The organism is Vallitalea okinawensis (genome assembly GCF_002964605.1).
GTDB lineage: Bacteria > Bacillota > Clostridia > Lachnospirales > PQDH01 > Vallitalea_A > Vallitalea_A okinawensis.
Window position 1 is genome coordinate 84,894 of the sequence record NZ_PQDH01000003.1, and the last position, 16,833, is coordinate 101,726.

The 16,833-nt window shown below is 33.7% G+C and carries 23 protein-coding genes; 2 read left to right on the forward strand and 21 right to left on the reverse strand.

Annotation, left to right across the window (positions count from 1 at the left end; all coding sequences use genetic code 11):
* Positions 1 to 77 precede the first annotated feature (77 nt).
* The 20 genes from C1Y58_RS09850 to C1Y58_RS09945 form a co-directional block, all read right to left on the reverse strand.
* The gene (locus C1Y58_RS09850) at positions 78 to 500 is read right to left on the reverse strand and encodes a DUF3783 domain-containing protein (RefSeq protein ID WP_105615874.1); all 423 of its coding nucleotides are present in this window, start codon (positions 498 to 500) and stop codon (positions 78 to 80) included.
* A gap of 189 nt (positions 501 to 689) precedes the next feature.
* Entirely contained in the window at positions 690 to 1,001 is a 312-nt protein-coding gene (locus tag C1Y58_RS09855; RefSeq protein WP_105615875.1) for a YbjQ family protein, read from the reverse strand.
* Positions 982 to 1,218 carry a hypothetical protein gene (locus C1Y58_RS09860; protein WP_105615876.1) on the reverse strand — a complete coding sequence of 79 codons (237 nt, stop codon included), beginning with the start codon at positions 1,216 to 1,218 and terminating at the stop codon, positions 982 to 984. Before C1Y58_RS09860 ends, C1Y58_RS09855 begins: the two co-directional genes overlap by 20 nt.
* 78 nt (positions 1,219 to 1,296) lie before the next feature.
* Positions 1,297 to 1,827, reverse strand: a complete 531-nt coding sequence (locus tag C1Y58_RS09865; RefSeq protein ID WP_105615877.1) for a GrpB family protein — start codon at positions 1,825 to 1,827, stop codon at positions 1,297 to 1,299.
* Positions 1,828 to 1,856: 29 nt separating this feature from the next.
* Positions 1,857 to 2,480: a histidine phosphatase family protein gene (locus C1Y58_RS09870; RefSeq protein ID WP_105615878.1), complete on the reverse strand. Its 624-nt coding sequence runs from the start codon at positions 2,478 to 2,480 to the stop codon at positions 1,857 to 1,859.
* Between the two features lie 38 nt (positions 2,481 to 2,518).
* Positions 2,519 to 3,139: a LysE family translocator gene (locus C1Y58_RS09875; RefSeq protein WP_105615879.1), complete on the reverse strand. Its 621-nt coding sequence runs from the start codon at positions 3,137 to 3,139 to the stop codon at positions 2,519 to 2,521.
* Between the two features lie 58 nt (positions 3,140 to 3,197).
* On the reverse strand, positions 3,198 to 3,971 hold the full coding sequence (locus C1Y58_RS09880) for a TIGR01458 family HAD-type hydrolase (RefSeq protein WP_105615880.1): 774 nt from the start codon (positions 3,969 to 3,971) through the stop codon (positions 3,198 to 3,200).
* A 24-nt stretch (positions 3,972 to 3,995) separates the two neighbouring features.
* On the reverse strand, positions 3,996 to 4,661 hold the full coding sequence (locus C1Y58_RS09885) for an HAD family hydrolase (RefSeq protein ID WP_105615881.1): 666 nt from the start codon (positions 4,659 to 4,661) through the stop codon (positions 3,996 to 3,998).
* Between the two features lie 47 nt (positions 4,662 to 4,708).
* Positions 4,709 to 6,316 carry a beta-N-acetylhexosaminidase gene (locus C1Y58_RS09890; RefSeq protein WP_105615882.1) on the reverse strand — a complete coding sequence of 536 codons (1,608 nt, stop codon included), beginning with the start codon at positions 6,314 to 6,316 and terminating at the stop codon, positions 4,709 to 4,711.
* A gap of 77 nt (positions 6,317 to 6,393) precedes the next feature.
* Positions 6,394 to 7,266: a ribosome biogenesis GTPase YlqF gene (ylqF, locus tag C1Y58_RS09895; RefSeq protein ID WP_105615883.1), complete on the reverse strand. Its 873-nt coding sequence runs from the start codon at positions 7,264 to 7,266 to the stop codon at positions 6,394 to 6,396.
* 13 nt (positions 7,267 to 7,279) lie between these two features.
* A complete protein-coding gene (lepB, locus tag C1Y58_RS09900) occupies positions 7,280 to 7,816 on the reverse strand; it encodes a signal peptidase I (RefSeq protein WP_105615884.1) in 537 nt (178 codons plus the stop codon).
* Positions 7,817 to 7,947: 131 nt separating this feature from the next.
* A complete protein-coding gene (rplS, locus tag C1Y58_RS09905; protein WP_105615885.1) occupies positions 7,948 to 8,295 on the reverse strand; it encodes a 50S ribosomal protein L19 in 348 nt (115 codons plus the stop codon).
* A 228-nt stretch (positions 8,296 to 8,523) separates the two neighbouring features.
* Positions 8,524 to 9,081, reverse strand: a complete 558-nt coding sequence (gene lepB, locus C1Y58_RS09910) for a signal peptidase I (RefSeq protein ID WP_105615886.1) — start codon at positions 9,079 to 9,081, stop codon at positions 8,524 to 8,526.
* 65 nt (positions 9,082 to 9,146) lie between these two features.
* Positions 9,147 to 9,725, reverse strand: coding sequence for a signal peptidase I (gene lepB / locus C1Y58_RS09915; protein WP_207655737.1), 579 nt, complete (start codon positions 9,723 to 9,725; stop codon positions 9,147 to 9,149).
* A gap of 172 nt (positions 9,726 to 9,897) precedes the next feature.
* A complete protein-coding gene (gene trmD / locus C1Y58_RS09920; RefSeq protein WP_105615887.1) occupies positions 9,898 to 10,629 on the reverse strand; it encodes a tRNA (guanosine(37)-N1)-methyltransferase TrmD in 732 nt (243 codons plus the stop codon).
* On the reverse strand, positions 10,626 to 11,132 hold the full coding sequence (gene rimM / locus C1Y58_RS09925) for a ribosome maturation factor RimM (RefSeq protein ID WP_105615888.1): 507 nt from the start codon (positions 11,130 to 11,132) through the stop codon (positions 10,626 to 10,628). The genes trmD and rimM overlap by 4 nt, the downstream gene beginning before the upstream one ends.
* Before the next feature lie 100 nt (positions 11,133 to 11,232).
* Complete coding sequence (locus C1Y58_RS09930) at positions 11,233 to 11,463, reverse strand: KH domain-containing protein (protein WP_105615889.1); 231 nt, start codon at positions 11,461 to 11,463, stop codon at positions 11,233 to 11,235.
* Positions 11,464 to 11,488: 25 nt separating this feature from the next.
* Positions 11,489 to 11,734: a 30S ribosomal protein S16 gene (gene rpsP, locus C1Y58_RS09935; protein WP_105615890.1), complete on the reverse strand. Its 246-nt coding sequence runs from the start codon at positions 11,732 to 11,734 to the stop codon at positions 11,489 to 11,491.
* Between the two features lie 58 nt (positions 11,735 to 11,792).
* Complete coding sequence (gene ffh, locus C1Y58_RS09940; protein WP_105615891.1) at positions 11,793 to 13,136, reverse strand: signal recognition particle protein; 1,344 nt, start codon at positions 13,134 to 13,136, stop codon at positions 11,793 to 11,795.
* Between the two features lie 10 nt (positions 13,137 to 13,146).
* Positions 13,147 to 13,506: a putative DNA-binding protein gene (locus C1Y58_RS09945; protein WP_105615892.1), complete on the reverse strand. Its 360-nt coding sequence runs from the start codon at positions 13,504 to 13,506 to the stop codon at positions 13,147 to 13,149.
* Between the two features lie 594 nt (positions 13,507 to 14,100).
* Between C1Y58_RS09945 and C1Y58_RS09950 the strand changes: the two genes are divergently transcribed.
* The gene (locus tag C1Y58_RS09950) at positions 14,101 to 14,571 is read left to right on the forward strand and encodes an Lrp/AsnC family transcriptional regulator (RefSeq protein WP_105615893.1); all 471 of its coding nucleotides are present in this window, start codon (positions 14,101 to 14,103) and stop codon (positions 14,569 to 14,571) included.
* 55 nt (positions 14,572 to 14,626) lie between these two features.
* Positions 14,627 to 15,742 (forward strand): alanine dehydrogenase, encoded by a 1,116-nt coding sequence (ald, locus tag C1Y58_RS09955; protein ID WP_105615894.1) that lies wholly within the window; start codon positions 14,627 to 14,629, stop codon positions 15,740 to 15,742.
* 147 nt (positions 15,743 to 15,889) lie between these two features.
* On the opposite strand, the gene ftsY is transcribed toward ald, so the two are convergent.
* Positions 15,890 to 16,819 carry a signal recognition particle-docking protein FtsY gene (gene ftsY / locus C1Y58_RS09960; RefSeq protein WP_105615895.1) on the reverse strand — a complete coding sequence of 310 codons (930 nt, stop codon included), beginning with the start codon at positions 16,817 to 16,819 and terminating at the stop codon, positions 15,890 to 15,892.
* Positions 16,820 to 16,833: the final 14 nt, after the last annotated feature.

Consider the following 16,833-nt stretch of genomic DNA (forward strand, 5'->3'; position numbering starts at 1 on the left):
GTATAATATTAGATAAATTACATTTATTACATATTATACCACATCTATGAATAAGAGGACTTAGCGCCCCCTCTCATTTACTTATGTTTTTTTCTTTGATTATTACTCATCATAACGCTTTCTAGTACGAGTTCTTTTATGAGTTTACCTAATTGCCATCTAGCAGATGTAGGCGTTACTACTGCAAAAATTGGCTTTTTTATATCTGACTTCTTAACAGCCTCAATAAATTCTTGTACATCTTTATTAGAAAAAGCGTTCATAATGATACTTCTTTTTGCCACTGCGCCTTTAAAAGTTTTTTCTTCTCTTTTCCCTTCAACTAACTCACCTAGAGTTAATCCAGACATGGATTTGTCAGTAACAATAAAATCTTCTATGTCGAAGTCTTGACCTAATAAACGTATTGCTTCTATTTCCTTTTCTGTATAACCGTATATAATAATTGACTTTGTACCCTCTGGCTTAGTTTCATCATGATCAATTCTTTGGAATGACATACTACCAACTCCTCTTTGGAATCATATTATTAATTGATAATTATTATTTATTAATAGTATAGCATACACTTACCAAGTTGTAAACCCTATTTAGACCATATTACAAGACATAAAGGTGTATTAATAAGTATGACTACTTGAAAAAAGACTCTATTCTGATTTTTTTCATCAGAATAGAGTCAGCTTCTTTTACTTAAATTTAACTGCTGTACCATACACAATTACTTCTGCCGCCCCTTGCATGATTGCGCTTGACGCATAACGAATATTGACAATAGCATCTGCTCCTAATTGCTCTGCATCTTGTACCATACGCTTTGTAGCAAGAGCCCTAGCATCATTCATCATCTCATTGTAAGAGGTGATTTCACCACCAACAATGGTCTTTAAACTACTCATAATATCTTTTCCTACATGCTTAGATTGAATTGTTGATCCCTTCACAATAGACAACGCTTCAAATTCTCTTCCTGGAATATGATCAATATTTACCAAGATCATCTTCGTCACCATCCTTTATTTCTTTTATTCTTTTTAATAAGGTTATTATGATTAATACTAAAAAGATGATTAATACAGTAACAGCTAGATATATTGCAGATCCAAACTCGTTTAAAAGTGATGAAACTTTTATAAGGCCAAATATCTGAAAAAGTACATAACCACCAATTAATAGGATAATAATGATTGGAGCTAACATCTTTCTACCTTTTGACATAAGCCACCTCCTATTATATATTTAGATACTTATCTAAATATATAATATCATAAATACACTGTTTTGTAAATTCATTTGCTATATCTTTTTACTATTCTTCCACCAAAGCTCTGCTTTGTGATCCATTTCTTGAATAAAATCATTTTTACCAGCACAATAACCTTCATTATCATATCTAAATTTTGCAGCAAGATCCTTTTTTAGTTTTTCATAAGCTTTTGCATCTTCTGGATGAGCGATCATATAGTCTCTGAAAATTAAATGTCTCTCGATCTCAGGATTGTTAGCCTGAAAAACATGAACATGATGTGTTCTTTTGCACTCTCCTTTCAGATAAAAACGACGTCCTTTAATACCATTTTCTCCTTTAGGAATATAACCCAAAGTCGCCATTTGACGGTCATATTGATCTATAGCTTGAATATCTATTACAGCTATAAGTAGATCAATTACTGGTTTAGCATAAATACCAGGAATTGAAGTACTACCAATGTGATGGATATCAATAATTTCTTTTTCCATGATTGCATTGATTCTATTTTTTTCTACCTCAAATTCTTTTATCCAATTAGGGTTATATGGAACAACTTCCATGGTTCTTCTAATCATAGTGTATGCCTCCTTATGATTTACTATGCTTATATTGCATCATCGGTTGGATAGTGGGATGTATCACCTTGTAGAATAAAATTTCTGTTGTCACCATCAATCTCAAGGATATTTAAGCAAGTTGATTTCATGAAAGCACCTGTCCATAGATCTTTAATTTCTTTCTTTTCAAAATAGGCAATAAGAGATTTCAGGGTAATTGCATGAGTTACGATGAGTATATTCTTATTCTTATATGTAGTTATTATATCTTCTATTTCATTACTAGCTCTTACAAGAACATCTGCAAAAGATTCTCCACTCATTGGTTCATATAAATGTGGGTTATGCCAAAAGTTAAACCTTTGTTCAGGGTAAAGCTCTTCCACTTCAGTGTGTAGCATCCCCTCCCATTCACCAATATACATTTCTCTTAGATTGTCGTTTGGAATTATTTCGATGTTTCTATCCCCTCTTATAAGCTCTGCTGTACTGATTGTTCTTCCGCTAGAGCTAGAAATAATAATATCTATGGGGATATCTTTTAGACTATCGCCTAACCACTTTGCTTGATTCTGTCCAAGAGTGGTTAGCCTAGAATCTTTCTGTCCTTGCATCCTGCCTTCAACATTCCACTTAGTTTGTCCATGTCTTGTAATATATACTTTTGTCATAAAATCCTCCACTCTATCATTGCTTATAATATAGTTTATTATTCACTGGATTGTTTTTGATCTATATTGGTTCTTAATAATCTTATACCAAAATAGATAAGTAATAATCCTACTATTTTATTTAAGATAGCTATGTACTGTACAGATAAAAAACTTTGAGTAAACTGACCAATTAGAGTGATTGAAGTTAAAAATACTAGTGTTGCCAATACAGCTCCACAACCAAATTTCAACTCATCTTTTCTACTAAATCCTTCTTCAATAACTTTTGATGAAAAAACTCCTGACCAAAATATAATCGTTAAAGGATTAGATGCAGTTAACATGATTGCTGTTATAAATGTTTTAAGATAACTTATATCAGGACTGATTCCGCTAAAAGTTAAGTCCATATTGAATGAATCGATTATTGTCTTTAAACCAAATATAATTAAAATAATGGCTCCAAAATACTTTAATAGTTTCTTATTTTTTTCTATTAAAGTTGAAATCCCCCATATGGATAATAAAATATATAGTGCATCAATAAAGACTACAGCAAGCACTCCCACTATTGCGTTTTTTATACCTTTCTCAACTGCCTCGTTAAATATGAATATGCATATAGGACCAACAGCTATCTGTAATAATAAGCCAAATCTAAAACCTTTTGTGAGTATTTAAACCACTCCTATCTTAAAATCTTTGTAAATCTTGACCCTCGTTACCTTATACTTATCATAATCCTAACAAATTAGGTAAGTCATTTATATTATCAATTACAAAATCAGGCTGCACAAGAGAACTTTTTAATGTGTCTTCATGATAGACACCAGTCTTCACAAGTGCTGCAGTTGCTCCAATATTTTTTGCCCCCAAAATATCTGTTTTGATATCATCACCAATAACCAGAGTATTTTCTGGCTGACTATTGGTTCTCTTTAACCCCATATAAAAAAAATCTTTAGATGGCTTACCCATAAGAATGGCTTCACTTTCGCAAGCTATTTCAAACATTTTCACGAAAGCACCTGTGTTGATGCTATAACCATCCACGTCGATGTACCATAAAGTTTTGGATAAAGCAATAATCTTAGCTCCATTTTTAATCATCCTGAACACTTTATTAATTTCTTCAAAGGATACCTTATCACAAAAATCACCAATAACGACGTAATCGGGATTATTAACATTTCGATTGACACCTACTAAGCTTTCGAATACATCATCAGTGACTAAAGGATAAAATAACTTATCATTATTTTGCTCAATAAATACCTTCACAGCAGATACAGGTGTATATATTTCTTCTTCTTTAACATCAAGACCCTTTTTTAATACTCTTTGATAAACATCCTTTATACTCCGCCCATCTGTATTGGTAATAAAACTTAAATGGTAGTTATGCTCTCTAAGCTTTCTAATTGTTTCATTAGAGCCATTAATGGCTACACCCTTTTCATACAAAGTCCCATTTAAATCAAATATAATTGTATCTATATGTGTTAACATATAACCCCCCCTTTTTTTTAATCATTAGAAACTTTCAAACAGATACTTTCTAAAATCTTCTACTGATGAAAAATATACATCAGCCTTTTCCTTCATAAATTGCTCTATGTCTTTTACTTGATGCGACCAACCTGCACAGGCAAAAGTTACATTGCTATTGTTAGCCATATCCATGCCTGGCTTGAGATCATCCACGACTAACACCTCTGACTCTTTAAGATCAAAAGTATCCATAATCACTTTAACAGGATATGTGCTTGGTTTTCTTTTACTTTCTTCCAGTTCCCATCCCAGGATTAAATCTGGCGTTATACTACTTTTGCATGAATAATGACGCTCTATTTGATCTTTTTCAGAATGCGATACAACAGTAATGATTCCACCTAGCTTTCTAAACTCTTCTAATATTTCTATAAACCCTTCATAAAAATCTGGTATCTTAGAAGTGGTATACTCTCTCCATATTTTATACTGATATTCCTGTTCTTCAGTGGAATATTTTAAAATATCCTTACATAATTCCATAAACCCAGGATTAAAACAATAATTGGTAAAGTCTTCTATAGTCAATTCAGCATCCGGTCTTAAGACTTTCATTGATGCTAGAAAAGATGGGTAATGTATCTCTGGTGTACTCTTAACAGCAGTATCATCATGGTCTAAAATTAGACATTTATATTTTAATTTCATATATGAGTCCTTTCTTTCTACAAATCTATTATACTAGCGAATCTAGATTACTTTTTTTCTTTTATATTATGATAAAGAGCTTTAACCGTCTCCAGATTAAGAAGAGGTATGAAGAATTTAAGTACCTGTAATTTGGCTTTAATACCTTTTATATCTGCTTCTTCTGTTGTGGCTACATGATAACCAATTTCCCTTAGGAATTTAGTGAAATATAACATTCTTTTTTTAAAATCTTCATAATTTAATTGATGTTTCCAAGACCATCCTACTTCACTTAGTGCTGAAAGCCGTGGTAATGTCATCCATTCAGCTTTCTCAATCCGTTCAATATATTCTGTCCATAAAGGTGCTTCAATACCGATTATCGCCTTCTCGTTATCTGGTAATATTCCTTCTAGTATAGGGTTATAGTTATAAGTTTTGCTTAATGGTGTCATGCCATAAGGGTAATCTAAGTAATAGTGAAAGAAGTCAGATATTATCACTTGGCGACCGGATTCAATAGCTTTCGTTGTATGCATAGCTTTCTTACCATCCATCCAATGTTGAATCATAATACTAGAATCTAGACAACTAGCTTTCAGTGACTCATTCCAAGTTATAATCCTTTTCCCCATACTGTCTAAGTATTGTGCTAATCGGTTAATAAAATAACCTTGTAGTTCTTCTTCATTAGCTAGACCTTCAACTTCCATGCGCCTCCTGCAATGCTTACATAATTTCCACCTAGTTTTTGGTGCTTCATCACCCCCTAAGTGAATATATGGACTAGGAAACATCTCACATACTTCATCTAGGACATTGAAAAGAAATTCAAAAGTAGTTTCTTTTCCAGCACAGGCAATATTGTCTATAATACCAAATTTTGTGGCTACATCTAATGGTTGCTCATTGCAACTTAGATGTGGATAAGCTGCCAAAGCTGCTTGAAAATGACCTGGCACATCGATCTCAGGTATGATGGTTATAAATCTACTTGCAGCATAATCTACAATTTCCTTAATCTCCTCTTTCGTATAATAACCAGAATGAATCCGGTCATCAGATTTATTGCCTACAATGGTCTCCTTACGGAAAGAACCTATTTCTGTTAAGAGAGGATACTGATTAATCTCAATTCGCCATCCTTGGTCTTCTGTAAGGTGCCAGTGAAAATAGTTTAATTTATGTAAGGAAGCCAAATCAATCATTTTTTTAATAGCATTCTTATCAAAAAAGTGACGGCACACATCCAGCATATACCCACGGTAAGTAAAGCGAGGCATGTCCTCTATAAATACTGGATCGATTCTCCAATTACCATCTAAATCCCTAAGGGCATTATAGATCAGTTGTAATAAACTCTGCATTCCATAGAATAACCCTTGATGTGTGGAAGAATTAATTTTTATACTTAACCTAGAGACTTCCAGCTGATACCCTTCTTTACCTAATACCTTTAGTTGGCTATCCATATTCAAATGGATACCAGTTTCTTCGATATTTTGGTCTACTTTTGGAGAAATACTAAGATACTGAGTTAAAAGCTCTTGAAGTAGAAGCATATCTTTTTCTAAACACTCTTCTCCTCTGATTGGAGTTTCTTCATTAAAAACAAATGCATCTCCATTTTTTAAAAGTGCTTTTACTGGCTTTGGTATAATAGGTATTATCATATAATTCCTCCTTTTCCATTACCCTCACAATAATATTCTAATGGAAATTATGGAAAAAGAAAAGAAGCAATTTAAGTTTAACTTAAATTTGCTTCTTCTAAATCTGTTGGAACCTCTAATGTAAAGCGTCCTAATCTACTATTTCTAAATTCATCGACTAATAGATTAGCTGCTCTTTCTATGTCTAATTCATTACCAGCTTTTTTAAACCCACGTTTATCGGCAATTTCCTCAATAATGTGTGGTCCATCTAAATGGGATATATCATCTATAGCATAACGATTCTCTATAGCTGAAGGATAATGCTCTCTTAGGTATTCAGCTAGATTTGTTGAGAGTGTATAAGTATCAAGAATTTCATCTTTAATAGAACCAATATAAGCAACTTTTAATGCAATATTTTTATCTTCAAATTTAGGCCATAAAATACCAGGTGTATCCAAAAGTTCTACATCCTTTTTTAACTTAATCCATTGCTTACCTTTAGTAACTCCAGGCTTATTGCCAGTCTTAGCGCTAGCCTTACCTACAAGTTTATTGATAAAAGTGGATTTGCCTACATTGGGGATCCCAACAACCATTGCTCGAATTGGTCTAAAAATCCTACCACGCTTTTTATCACGTTCAATCTTTTCTTTACATAATTCTCTCGATAACTCAAGTAACCTACCTAAACCTTTGCCATTAATGGAGTTAATACATACAACCCCGTAACCTTGTTCTTTGTACCACTGGACCCATTGTTTAATGACTTTATCGTCACCAAGGTCACATTTATTAATTGCAATTACTCGCTGCTTATTCTTTGATAATTCATTCATATCAGGATTTTTGCTGCTAAAAGGTATTCTTGCATCAACCAATTCGATAACAATATCTACAAGTTTTAAATTCTCTTGCATCATCCTTTTAGCCTTTGTCATATGACCTGGATACCATTGTATATTCATAAACTCACCGCTTCTAATAAACTAGCCCTAATTCATTTAGTGGCCAAATACGAATGCTTGCTTTACCAATTATTTCATCAATAGGAACTAAACCAACTTCAAGATAACGACTATCATAACTGTTATTACGATTATCACCCATAACAAAATACTTATCTTCGGATACTGTAAAAGGATATTCAATGTTTCCTGTGTTATAAATATCCTCACTGACATAGTCTTCTTCTAACATAACCTCATTAACATAGACTTTACCACCGCGAATATCAATTTCGTCTCCTGGTAAGCCAATAACTCGTTTAATGTAGATCTCACTCTCATCACCATTATGTGGGAAAACGACGATATCTCCTTTGGCTGGCTCAGCAAAATCATAAATGAACTTATTAATGATTAAAAAATCACCATCGCTTAAAGTTGGTTCCATGGAATGACCGGATACTTTAGTATTTTGTGCAACGAAACTAATAATAAACCATACAATAAATAATATAATTGCTATCTCTTTGGTCCAGCTCCAAATCTCTTTCATTAGATCTTTTCTTTCCATTTATAATACCTTCTTTCCCGTATAAAAAATCATGAGACCAACTTAGCCTTAACCTATATAAGCTGTTTCAGTTTCGACTAATGATAACAGAAAAAGGGACCTACATCGATAGAGTCCCTTTTGTTCACTAACTATTTGATTAATTCTTTTACTTTAGCACGTTTACCTACTCTATCACGTAAGTAGTGAAGTCTAGCTCTTCTAACTTTACCTCTACGAATCACTTCAATTTTCTCAACGAATGGTGAATGTAATGGCCAAGTTTTTTCAACACCAACACCATAAGAAAGTCTTCTCACTGTGAAAGTTTCTCTGATACTACCATGTTGTCTCTTGATAACAGTACCTTCGAATACCTGAATTCTTTCACGAGTACCCTCTTTGATTCTGTTGTGTACACGAATTGTATCACCTACATTAAAAGGTGTAATATCGCTCTTTAATTGTTCTTGCTCTAATTCACGAATGACGTTATTCATAATAGTCATCCTCCTTCCATCATAGATGTTCTTACTAAATCATTAATAGCAGAGGACCATCCGTACTCACTCGGACTATTATAGCATAATACATATTACAATGCAATATATTTATCAAGAAATTTGTCAAAGAAATCATCTATAAAAAAATAATCCAATTTCTTTGTCTGATTCTCCTCTTTTCTGCTTATTACACAGCATTTATTAACCATTATAAGTAATCAATAATTATTCAACAAATCCGAATTTTGTAATGGGCCAAATACGTATACTCGCTTTTCCAAGAATTAAGTCTTCTTCAACAGTACCAACTATGTTATATCGACTATCCTTACTCTTATTACGATTATCACCCAGGACAAAATAGTTGTTAGCAGGTACAGTTATCGGATAGGTAACAGATGAATCAGTTGGCATAGTAACCACCTTTATATAGTCTTCCACATATTGTTGCCCATTTATGTATACATAGCCATCTCTGAAATCAATTTCATCACCTGGTGTACCAATAATCCGCTTTATATAGCGTTCTGTACGATTACTTTCTGTATGATCAAAAACAATAATATCGCCTCTTTCTGGTTCAGAAAGATGGTATATAAATTTATTAACAATTAAAAATTGACCATCTTCTAATGTAGGATACATGGATTCTCCAGAAACAACTGCATTTTGGGCAACAAAAGTTATAAATAAAAAAGCTATCAATACACATATAACTAAGTCTCGGATAAAGAGAAAGATCTGCTTACCTTTATTATCTTCACTGACGGATATTTGACTCATCTAATACAACTTCCCTTCTACACTATAACGACATCTTCTATAACGATTATTATTCCGACTATTTCTCACTTAACAAAACCAAAATCCTTAAATGGCCATATACGCAGTCCTGCTTTTCCTATTATATTTTCTTCAGGAATGGTGCCGACCTTGGTAGATCGACTGTCATAACTTACGTCACGATGATCTCCCATAACAAAGTATTCACCTTCTGGTACAGTAACTGGAAAATCTACATTACCTGTAGCTTCTACATTACCTGTAATATAATCTTCTACTAAAGCTACTCCATTAACATACACAGCTCCATCATGTATATCTACCTCATCTCCTGGTAAACCAATAACTCTCTTAATAAAAGGGTTGGCAGGATTATTTTCATAAGGAAACACAATGATATCCTTATAATCAGGCTCAGTAAAATTGTATATAAATTTATTTATAATGACGTAATCACCATGCTCCAAGGTTGGATTCATGGATGTACCATCTACATATGTATTCTGAGCAACAAAAGTAATAAAGAGCCAAGCAATAATTAAGCATAGCCCAATATCCCGAACCCATAGCCAAACTGTTCTAAGAAAACTATCATTCTCTTCCACCGAAGTCTTCACATTATCCTCAACTTTTGGTTCGTTCACTTCCAAATGATCACCTTCCCTACTGACTACTAAATGATTTTCTTCAAAAAAGAAAAAGAGACTAGTCTAGCCTCTTTTATCCATCATACCATGTTTTAACATTTATATCAAGATTGGTTCTTTAACTTTTCGTTACGTCATAGTACTCCATTAATACTTCTAATTAGACTCATTAAAGTCCTTTTGAAGAATTCTTAATAAATCGTTGATCTTCCTCTGATAGGTCTGCCTTATCCAGTAAGTCTGGTCTTTTCTTCAGCGTACGAATTAAGGATTGCTCCCTTCTCCATTTATTGATATTAGCGTGATGTCCAGATGTTAAGATATCAGGCACACTCTTCCCTAAAAACTCTTTTGGTCTGGTATACTGAGGATATTCCAATAGATTATTAGAAAACGATTCATCAACGCTTGAATCATCACTTCCTAATACGCCTGGTACTAATCTTGCAATGGCATCAATCATAACAACCGCACCTAATTCGCCACCAGTTAAAACATAATCACCAATTGAAACTTCATCCGTAACAATTTCTTCAATGACTCTTTCATCGATACCTTCATAATGACCGCATAATAAAACAAGCTCTTCTTCTTTAGCTAATTCTTTAGCCATCTTTTGATTAAAGGTCTTACCTTGAGGTGTTAAGAAGACAACTCTCTTTTTTTCTTTTCCGTTTAATAAGGATTGATAAGCATCATAAATAGGTCCCGGTTGCATAACCATACCTGGACCGCCTCCATAAGGATAATCATCTACCTGATTATGCTTGTTATTAGCATAATCTCTAATGTTAATACTATTAACATTGATCAGCTCACTATTGATCGCACGACCTATAACACTATGGCTTACAGTTTCATCAATCATTTCCGGAAATAATGTTAGTACGTGAAATATCATAGATCTAGTAACCCTTTCATTAACTCAACTTTCATAAAACCTTCATTTATATTAACTTCTTTGATACATTCTTTGATTGCCGGAATTAAGAGTTCTTTCTCGCCTTTGACTTTATACACTTCATTTGCTCCTGTAAAGATAATATCATCAACGACACCTAATTCTTGTCCCTCTTCAGTAATTACTTTTAGGCCATAAATATCACTGATATAGTATTCATCATCTTCTAAGGGTAAAGCCTCTTCACGAGGTATATATATGATGGCTGTTTTAAGCATTTCGGCAGTAGTCATATCCTTAACTTCCTCAAAAGTAATGATCAGCACATCCTTTTGATATTGAATCTTAGAGATAGTATACTCTCTAGTTTCTTTCCTAGTTTTAACTGTTACCTTTTTTAGTAGCTCGAAACGCTTAGGTTCATCTGTTATAGGCATAACCTTTACAGCACCTTTAATTCCATGTGTATTCACTATTTTACCTATTTCAAAGTATTCACTCATAGGCTTACCACCTTTATTTTCATTAATTTGACCCTAATTATTCACAATAATTAGGATTAGAATATCAATAACCAAAAAAGGCTAGGGATTCCCCCTAACCTTATGGTAAAATTTCTACGACTACTTTCTTTTCTTCTTTTGTAGCAGCCGCTTTAATGACTGTGCGGATTGCTTTAGCAATTCTTCCTTGCTTACCAATCACTTTTCCCATGTCTTCAGGAGCTACTTTTAGTTCAACAATAACTGAACGCTCTCCTTCAACTTCATTAACTTGCACAGCATCAGGATTATCTACTAAGGCTTTAGCAATAACTTCTACTAAGTCTTTCATTCGCTACACCTCCAGCAAACGGCAATTATTCAACGATACCTGCATGTTTTAATAACTTACCTACAGTTTCAGTTGGTTGAGCACCTGTTGATAACCATTTCTTAGCTAATTCTTCATTGATTTTAATATCACTTGGTTCAACTGTTGGGTTGTATGTTCCAATCTCCTCGATAAATCTACCATCTCTAGGAGATCTTGAATCAGCTACTACGATTCTATAAAAAGGAGCTTTTTTAGCACCCATTCTTTTTAATCTCATTTTTACTGCCATGTTTTCACCTCCCTAAAACTAATTCTATATATATTCATAACAAAAGGTTATAAATAATTTAGCCCATGAATGGGAATTTTAACATTCCCTTACCACCCTTTTTCCCTTTCATCATGCCACTCATTTGTTTCATCATCTTCTTGCTTTGTTCAAACTGCTTTACAAGCTTATTAATATCTTGTATAGAAGTACCTGAACCTTTAGCAATACGACGTTTGCGAGAAGCATTTAAAAGAGAAGGTGTTTTACGCTCTTCTTTCGTCATAGACAAAATAATAGCTTCGATCTTACCTAGTTCACCATCATCTATTTCAACATCGCCAAGTTGCGAACCCATACCTGGAATCATACCAATTAACTGGCTGATAGACCCCATTTTTTTAACTTGCTGCATTTGATCTAAGAAATCCTCTAAGTTAAAATCCATTGTACGGAGTTTCTGCTCCATCTTAGCGGCGTTTTCAACATCAATACTATTTTGTGCTTTTTCAATTAAAGTTAGTACATCTCCCATGCCTAATATTCTGGAAGCCATACGATCTGGGTGGAATGCTTCTAGTTGATCCATTTTTTCACCCATACCGATGTACTTAATAGGTTTTCCAGTAACTTGACGAATGGAAAGTGCTGCACCACCTCTAGTGTCACCATCAAGCTTAGTAAGTATGACACCATCTATACCTAATGCATTATCGAAGGTCTCAGCAACATTAACGGCATCCTGACCTGTCATAGCATCAACTACTAATAATATTTCATGCGGTTTTGATACTTCTTTTATAGCAACGATTTCTTCCATCATTGTTTCATCGATGTGTAATCGACCAGCTGTATCGATAAGTACTAAATTTAAGTTATTCTTTTTCGCATGCTCAATCCCTGCTTTTGCAATATCAACAGGATTATGATCTGTTCCCATTGCAAAGACTGGAACATCAACTTGCTCACCAACAACTTGAAGTTGCTTGACAGCCGCTGGACGATAGACGTCACAGGCAACCATTAAAGGTCTCTTCCCCTGTTTTTTCAAGCTAGCAGCTAATTTTGCAGTATGAGTGGTCTTACCGGCCCCTTGCAAACCAACCATCATTATGACTGTAATTCCTGTAGAAGCAAAAGTCAGTTTACTTTGAGTTGCTCCCATCAAGTTAACCAGTTCTTCATGAACAATCTTTATAACATGCTGTCCTGGGGTCAAACTTTCTAAAACTTCCTGCCCGATAGCTCTCTCTTGTATGGTTTTGATAAAAGTCTTAACCACCTTAAAGTTAACGTCTGCTTCTAATAAAGCTAATTTAACTTCTCTAAGAGCTGCCTTTACATCTTTTTCAGAAAGCTTCCCTTTGCTTTTAAGTTTTTTAAATACACCTTGTAATTTATCTGATAAACTTTCAAAAGCCATAGAATGCCTCCTAGTAATTTTCTAGAACGTCGTTGGCAAGTGCTTGAATGGCCTCTAATTTCTCCAACACCGCTCTTCCATTATTTCTATTATCCTTTAAGGAGTCAACGATGTCAATAATATTCTCTACATTTTTTTTCTGTTTGACAAAGCGGTGGACTAACTTTAGCTTTTCCTCGTAATGATGCAATTGCTTTTCGCTTCTTTTAAGAGCATCATGTACGCCTTGTCGACTAATATTCAGATGTTCAGATACTTCACTCAAGGATAAATCATCTAAAAAGTAGAGTTCACAAATTTTTTTTTGTTTTACAGTAAGAAGTTCGCCATAAAAATCATACAAAAGGGTAACTTCTAATATCTTATCCATATCATCACCTGTAAAGGGTTATTGCTTTACAGTTAGTTATTCTAATATAAATGAATAGGGTTGTCAAGTATTTTTACTTGAAAGTCTAAAAAAGTTTTATACCTACATAAATATTTAAAATTAGTACAGTAATTAATCTTGCAATTGACGTTAAAATAAGGATTATCTAAGCTACAAATCTATTCAATATGTATTCTTTATGATAAGACATTCTATTTAACAACTACCTATAATAGTAGATATTTGTCGAACCAGATTATATTGTGCCCTTAAAAGCAAATGTTTATGCAGTTCATGTTAGTATATTTGCACAGCTACAACCAAATCCACCTCGCTCATTATATGTATAATAACCATATATCATTTGCTAATATAAAATATCACACATCAACGCTGTGACATTTAGCATTATTTTAGATGTGGTTAATTAATTTTTCTATGAGGTTTAAATAAATATACCTAACCAAAATATTTGCGTAGCTGATATCTCTTTCAGACAAAATATTATTGAATTATAATGTTTTTGTGTAAATTATTCATCCGCTATGCTAAAATCAAAACATAAACCAAACACGGATTGAAAGAGGAATGCATATGGATAAAATTGATTTAAGTATTATTCATCTTCTTCAACAAAATGCTAGAATGTCAATCTCTGAGATTAGCAGTAAAGTTAATCTCTCCATCTCAGCTGTTAGCGAACGCCTTAAGAAGCTTGAAAACTCTAACTTAATCAAGCAGTATACAGCAATTATTAATCCTGAAAGTTTTCAGAAGGATTTAACTGTTATTATGTTTGTAAGCTTAGAACGTTCTCAATATTCCACAAAATTTATGGAATTTGTTGAGACTGAAGAAGAGGTTCTTGAGTGTCATTATATTGCTGGGACTTATGATTACGCATTAAAAGTAATCACAAAGAATACTGAAAGTTTACAATCTATTATCAACAAACTCAAAAGTTTACCTGGCATTAGGAAAACTCAAACCAATGTAGTCTTATCTTCTGTTAAGAATAACTACTCTATTACTCCTAAGCTAGAAGAAACTAAAAAGAAAATTTAATTTTTGAATTAAGGGTTTATGCTATAAGGCATTTACAATTGAAAGGGGAATGTATATGATTATTGGTGTACCAAAAGAGATTAAGAACAATGAAAACCGTGTAGGTTTAACTCCAGGTGGTGTAAAAACTTTAGTAAAAAATGGTCATTCTGCATTGGTTGAAGCTACCGCTGGTGTTGGAAGTGGATTTTCTGATCAAGAATACATCGATGCTGGAGCTCAAATCTATCATGATAAAGAAAAATTATTCCTTGATGCAGATATGATCGTAAAAGTTAAAGAACCTTTAGCTTGTGAATACGATTTATTCAAAGAAGGTCAAACATTATATACTTACTTACATTTAGCGCCAAATCCAGAGTTAACTAAAGCTCTATTAGATAAAAAAGTAACTGGTATCGCTTATGAAACTGTTGAATTCCCAGATCGTTCTTTACCTTTATTAACTCCTATGAGTGCTGTAGCTGGTAGAATGTCTGTTCAAGTTGGTGCTCACCTACTTCAGAAATATGTTGGTGGTATTGGTATGTTACTAGGTGGTGTACCTGGTGTTAAGCCAGCTGAAGTTGTTATCATCGGTGGTGGTGTTGTTGGTACTAATGCAGCGAAAATGGCTGTTGGTTTAGGTGCTCACGTTACTATCTTAGACGTAAACAACGCTAGATTAGCTTACTTAGATGATATATTTGAAGGCAGAGTTACTACTCTTGCAGCTAATGATCACAATCTTGAAGAAGCAATTAAAAACTGCGATTTACTTGTAGGTGCTGTACTTGTTACTGGTGAAAGCGCACCTAAGATTGTTACAGAAGATATGGTTAAAGCTATGCATGATGGTGCTGTTATCGTTGACGTTGCTATCGACCAAGGTGGTTCAATTGAAACCATTGATCGTGTTACAACTCATGATAATCCATTCTATGTAAAACATGGTGTATTACACTACTCTGTTGCTAATATGCCTGGTGCAGTTCCAAGAACATCTACATTCGCATTAGAGTCTGCTACATTGGGCTATGCTGTTAAATTAGCTAATATGGGTCCAGTTGAAGCAATGAAAGCTGATCCTTGCTTAAGATTAGGTTTAAACACTTATGATGGTCAAGTAACTCATGAAGGTGTTGCAGATAGCCTTGGTTACGAATACAAAGACCCAATGTCACTATTCTAGAATTTTAGATTAAATCTAAAATAAATTACCTTTCAAAATTTACCTAAACAAAAGAAGAGCTGAAATTCAGCTCTTTTTTTGTTACCACTTTTTATCTACTGAGGCATGATTTAATGCGTTAAGTGCTACATGGACGTAGCCAATAAACTATACCTCTTCTTCCTCTTTCCATTCAAATAAGGCATCTATAAATTCTTTTGGATTAAATGGCTGAAGATCATCTATACCTTCCCCTACACCAATGTACTTAACAGGTATCCCCAACTCTTGTTGGATAGCAACAATAATACCGCCTTTGGCTGTTCCATCAAGTTTTGTTAAGATAATTCCTGTTATATCTGCAGCTTCTTTGAAGAGTTTTGCTTGCTGTAATGCATTTTGACCTGTTGTACTATCTAATACAAGTAAAACCTCTTTGTTGGCATCAGGTAATTCTCTGTTAATAATTTTATTTAACTTAGCTAACTCATTCATAAGGTTCTTCTTATTGTGTAAACGTCCTGCAGTATCACATATAAGCACATCCACTTTACGTGATTTTGCAGCCTGCACAGCATCATATACAACAGCACCTGGATCAGCGTTTTCATTATGATAAATGATATCAACTGCTGCTCTATCTGCCCATACTTTTAGTTGATCAATGGCAGCAGCTCTAAATGTATCAGCAGCTGCAAGGAGAACCTTTTTCCCATTTTCTTTTAATTGATTTGATATTTTACCAATAGTGGTTGTTTTCCCTACGCCATTAACACCAATAACAAGGATAATATTCATCTCATCATCTTTTGTTAAATCTGTAGTATCATAATCAATCATATCAGTAATAATTTCTTTAACGAGGCTTTTAACCTCATTGGTGTACTTCAATTTTCTAGCCTTCACTTCATCGCGTAGTCTTTCTGTTATTTCTGTACTGGTTTGAACACCCATATCAGCCAGAATTAATGCTTCCTCTAGCTCTTCATAGAAGTCATCATCTATTTCTGAATGAAAACTAAATACTTCCTCTATTCCACCAATTAATTGATCTCGTGTCTTTGTTAGTCCAGCTTTAAGTTTATCAAAAAATCCCATTTCAAACGTCCTTT